Origin of the sequence: Paenibacillus piri (genome assembly GCF_004354045.1) — a bacterium.
GTDB classification, from domain to species: domain Bacteria; phylum Bacillota; class Bacilli; order Paenibacillales; family NBRC-103111; genus Paenibacillus_S; species Paenibacillus_S piri.
Window position 1 is genome coordinate 1 of record NZ_SMRT01000046.1, and the last position, 3,817, is coordinate 3,817.

Here is a 3,817-nt window from a genome sequence, read left to right on the forward strand (position 1 = left end):
GATGCTCTTTTTATGAACATCTAGCCCGCAGCAACGTTCGATCAGTACTTCCATATCTGCTTCTCCTTACGACTGGTTGTGTTTAAGGCTGGTGCAACTACCAAAAGGGTTATTCTGCCCTGCGTGCTTCCCGAAGGAGCAACAATCTGCGATGCACCGGGTCGTTGTGGTCCGTCTGATATGCGGGCTCGAGACACCAAGAATGGACGACCTACCTTCGCCAGCCGTAGTAACAGTATGGACAACATTTTCATCCATCAGTGGTGCCGCGCAGCGGCATGAAAGTCTGATATTATAAATAGTCTGAATGGAGAATGAACTCAATGTTTATGAATATTGCTCATAGGGGAGCATCTCAGTATGCCCCTGAAAATACAATGGCCGCCTTTTACAAAAGCTTGGAGATGGGCGCTAACGGACTGGAAACGGATTTGCGGAAGTCTAAAGACGGCGTCATTATTTTGCATCACGACGAGCAATTGGAACGTACAACGAACGGCACCGGACGACCTTCCGACTATACATGGAAGCAGCTGCAAATGCTGGATGCCGGTTCATGGTTTTCCGAGATGTATAGGGGAGAACGGCTGGTTAGCTTTGACACATTCCTGTATGTTTTTGGCGGTAAGCCGATCCATCTTGCATTGGAGATGAAAGAGTCCGGGATCGAGAATGAAGTCATTCAAATATTGAAGGAGCACGAAGAGCTGATGGAGAAGGTGACCATTACTTCATTTGACTTCGAGATTTTGCAGACCATCCGGCAGAGGCATGATTCCGTGCGATTGGGGCATCTGGTTCGTCAATGGGATGAGGAGCATTTGAAACGACTGCAGGAGATTGGGGTCATCCAAATTTGCCCTCCAGCGGAAACCGTTACTCCGGAAGGAGTACGGCTGCTCAAGCAGCACGGTTTCGAGGTTCGGGCATGGAAGGTCGTCAATGAGTCCATGATGAAGCATTGTCTCCGCAGTGGAGTTGATGGCATGACAATCAATTATCCCGATAAATTGAACGATGCTCTTCAGTCCAATGTATACAACTTATGAGTATTCGAGCAGATCGCCAAGGCGGTCTGCTTTTTATATTTAGCTTCGCACAGCCTTGACAAACGCGCTCGTTCTCGAAGAACGGCGAAGCTGTTTATCTTTATTTTGATGATAGCTGTAACTTTTCACGAGCTCGCACGTGTTATAGTCGGGAGGGAGGGGATGAAGCCGAATAATCTGGACGCCATTTACCAGCAGTATTTGAAGGATGTTTACCTGTATTTACGCTCCCTCTGCCACGACCATCACGCGGCGGAAGACCTGGTGCAGGAAACCTTTTACCGTGCTTATTTATATTTGGAAGACTGCAAAGAGGATAAAGTCAAACCGTGGCTGTTTCGCGTCGCTTACAACGCATTCGTCGACTACAAGCGCAAGGAGCGTCGCAGCAGTACCCGGGAGCCGGATTATTTCCGGCATCATGGCCACTCCGATACCCCGGAGGAAGCGGTGCTTAGACAAGAACGATGGGATGAGTTCGAACGATCGTTGAGCGGACTTCCTTATAAGCAGCGTCAGGCGCTGTTGTTGTACGATTTCGGCCAGCTTACGTACCAGGAGGCGTCTGAATTGATGGGAGTCAGTCTGTCACATTTCAAAGTATTGCTGTTCCGGGCAAGGCAGCAGCTGCGGAAGTCGGAACGAAAGGATGGGGAGGCATGAGCGAGGAATTTAAACGGAAGCTGAAGCAATATGCGGACGGCAATTTACCGGAACATGAAAGAGACGAAATCGAGCGCGAGTTGGAAAAAATGGAAGCTTATCAAGCCTACTTGGACGAACTGATGCCCTTGAACGATAGTACGTCAATAGAGTCTGTCAGATCGGAGCGATCCGGGGATGGACCGATGCCGACAATATTGTCACCTGGCAATGAAAAAAGCATTATACGCAGAGGCAAATGGAAAGCGCGGTTTGTGAGCTCGGCGATCGTTACGGCCATTCTGATCATATTTACCATCGTCAGCTCGATTATAACCGCCATATATTACGGCATGGGGGAACCGAGCCGTATGATGACCTATCAAGATGTCGTAACATCGGCGATAGCTGTCTCCCGGCCCAATGTCACCGTTCATTTGAACGGACAGGGCAATGCGTTTTTTACGATGGATTCGTCGAGCAAACTGAATAAGCAGGTCGGCGCCGGTCAAGTTGTTGTCGGGGACTTTTCCATGAAGTTTCTGTTGGGGCTGCCAGGGGTACCCCAATTCTCGTGGCAGGACAACAACAGCAACGTTACGTTTCATTACCCTGGCGGCGGGCAATCACTGACTGCGCCTGAAGAGGCGAATCGCTTGAACGGTGAACGGGCGGACGCTCCGGAATGGGTTGCGCTCGAAAAGCTGCCGGAAGGCACGGTCGCCGAAGCTTATTTATCGTTCGACCGGCTGTTTACGACGGATGAGCTGCTGGCCCGGTTCGAGCATAAAAACATGCAACCGGTTTGGTTTGCGGTCGATGCCGGTCCCGATTCCTGGCGCCAGAACGGCGGCATCGTAACGAATCCGGTCGGATTTCCGTATTGGCCGGTCTGGCACGCGGATGATTTGCAGGTGAACCATTATGAGGAAAAGAAGACGGGATGGTTGGGCAAAATCGTGACAAGGGGAGGCTCTTATCCGGCGCTCGCCGCATATGGCGACGGAGCGAAACGGAACGAAAATTTTATGAAAACGCTGAGCTTGCTGCGGCAATATAAATCGATTGCGAATAAAGCGGCCCCATTCACCAATATCGATAAGGCTGCCGACTATATCGGAACGAACGGTGTCAAGCTTTACGGCGCTGTTGTAACCGGACCGGTCAAGGAGCTGCTGAAGCTGCGGGAGGAGCCTTGGGTTAGAAATCTTGGGGTGGGCGAAGTGCGGTTGTGGAATTGGCGTGACAGGTAGCAGGAAAGACAAAGGGGCTGTCCCATAAGGGTATCAACCGGTGATACAATCTCAAAAAGTATGCAATGCCGCCTTCAGCACCTCTATATAAGTAGGGATGGAAGCGGCATTTACATGTAAAATCATAGTCAGAGTGGGGGGCTGAAAATCCAAAACGGCTTTTGGGACAGCCCCTTTTTGGCGTGAGAGAGCTTCAGAGAGGCTGTTTTTGACCCTCTTTGATATCTGCTATTCGCTTTTTGCCCCATTCATACATTATCTCTAATACCGGCAGCAGCGTCACTCCAAGTTCCGTCATCGAATATTCCACTCTGGGCGGTACTTCAGGAAATACTTCCCGATGAATAATGCCGTCATCCATTAATTCCTTCAACTGGCTTGTTAACATTTTATGCGTAATTTTTGGCAGCAGACGTTGAAGCTGGCTGAAGCGGTGCGGGCCCTCTTTTCCCAAATACCAGAGAATAATCAGCTTCCACTTTCCGCCAATAATCGATAGGGTCAATTCTTTCTCACAGTTGAAATCCCCATTGTTAATTTTATCCATAATTTCTTCTCTTAAATCGGACACCATAACCCTCCTCGTATAATCAGTTTAGAAGCTCATTTTGAGCGAATTTCCAGTTGATCCGGACAACGGGAAAGAGCCTAAATGAATTTCCAATATATAAGTGATGGTGGCACCTCTACTTGATGGGGGATGTGGGCGTAGCCGAACCCGTACCGCAGCCCGAAGGGCGAGGAACGGAAGTCGGGGAAGCGAAGCCTTCTTCCTTCCACTCCAATCGATCCGGACGATCAGAGAGCCCCACCTTCACTTGGAGAAAGCCCCGGTTTCCTCGTCCACATGGTTTTGTTTCACCCCGTTTTACC

General features: G+C 49.8%; 4 protein-coding genes. 3 read left to right on the forward strand and 1 reads right to left on the reverse strand.

Translation table 11 applies throughout. The features are described from left to right. Window positions 1–323: 323 nt before the first annotated feature. From E1757_RS35445 to E1757_RS35455, 3 genes are all read left to right on the forward strand, one after another. A complete protein-coding gene (locus E1757_RS35445; RefSeq protein ID WP_165972440.1) occupies window positions 324–1,049 on the forward strand; it encodes a glycerophosphodiester phosphodiesterase in 726 nt (241 codons plus the stop codon). A gap of 162 nt (window positions 1,050–1,211) precedes the next feature. Continuing rightward, window positions 1,212–1,712, forward strand: a complete 501-nt coding sequence (locus E1757_RS35450; protein ID WP_133237144.1) for a sigma-70 family RNA polymerase sigma factor — start codon at window positions 1,212–1,214, stop codon at window positions 1,710–1,712. Next, entirely contained in the window at window positions 1,709–2,944 is a 1,236-nt protein-coding gene (locus E1757_RS35455) for an anti-sigma factor (RefSeq protein ID WP_133237145.1), read from the forward strand. Before E1757_RS35450 ends, E1757_RS35455 begins: the two co-directional genes overlap by 4 nt. Before the next feature lie 193 nt (window positions 2,945–3,137). On the opposite strand, the gene E1757_RS35460 is transcribed toward E1757_RS35455, so the two are convergent. Beyond that, window positions 3,138–3,518 carry a winged helix-turn-helix transcriptional regulator gene (locus E1757_RS35460; RefSeq protein WP_133237146.1) on the reverse strand — a complete coding sequence of 127 codons (381 nt, stop codon included), beginning with the start codon at window positions 3,516–3,518 and terminating at the stop codon, window positions 3,138–3,140. Window positions 3,519–3,817 lie beyond the last annotated feature (299 nt).

Bases quoted from the DNA above. Each gene is read 5' to 3' on its own strand.
- E1757_RS35450 (WP_133237144.1), top strand. From the start codon at position 1,212: ATGAAGCCGAATAATCTGGACGCCATTTACCAGCAGTATTTGAAGGAT.
- E1757_RS35445 (WP_165972440.1), top strand. From the start codon at position 324: ATGTTTATGAATATTGCTCATAGGGGAGCATCTCAGTATGCCCCTGAA.
- E1757_RS35460 (WP_133237146.1), bottom strand. From the start codon at position 3,518: ATGGTGTCCGATTTAAGAGAAGAAATTATGGATAAAATTAACAATGGG.
- E1757_RS35455 (WP_133237145.1), top strand. From the start codon at position 1,709: ATGAGCGAGGAATTTAAACGGAAGCTGAAGCAATATGCGGACGGCAAT.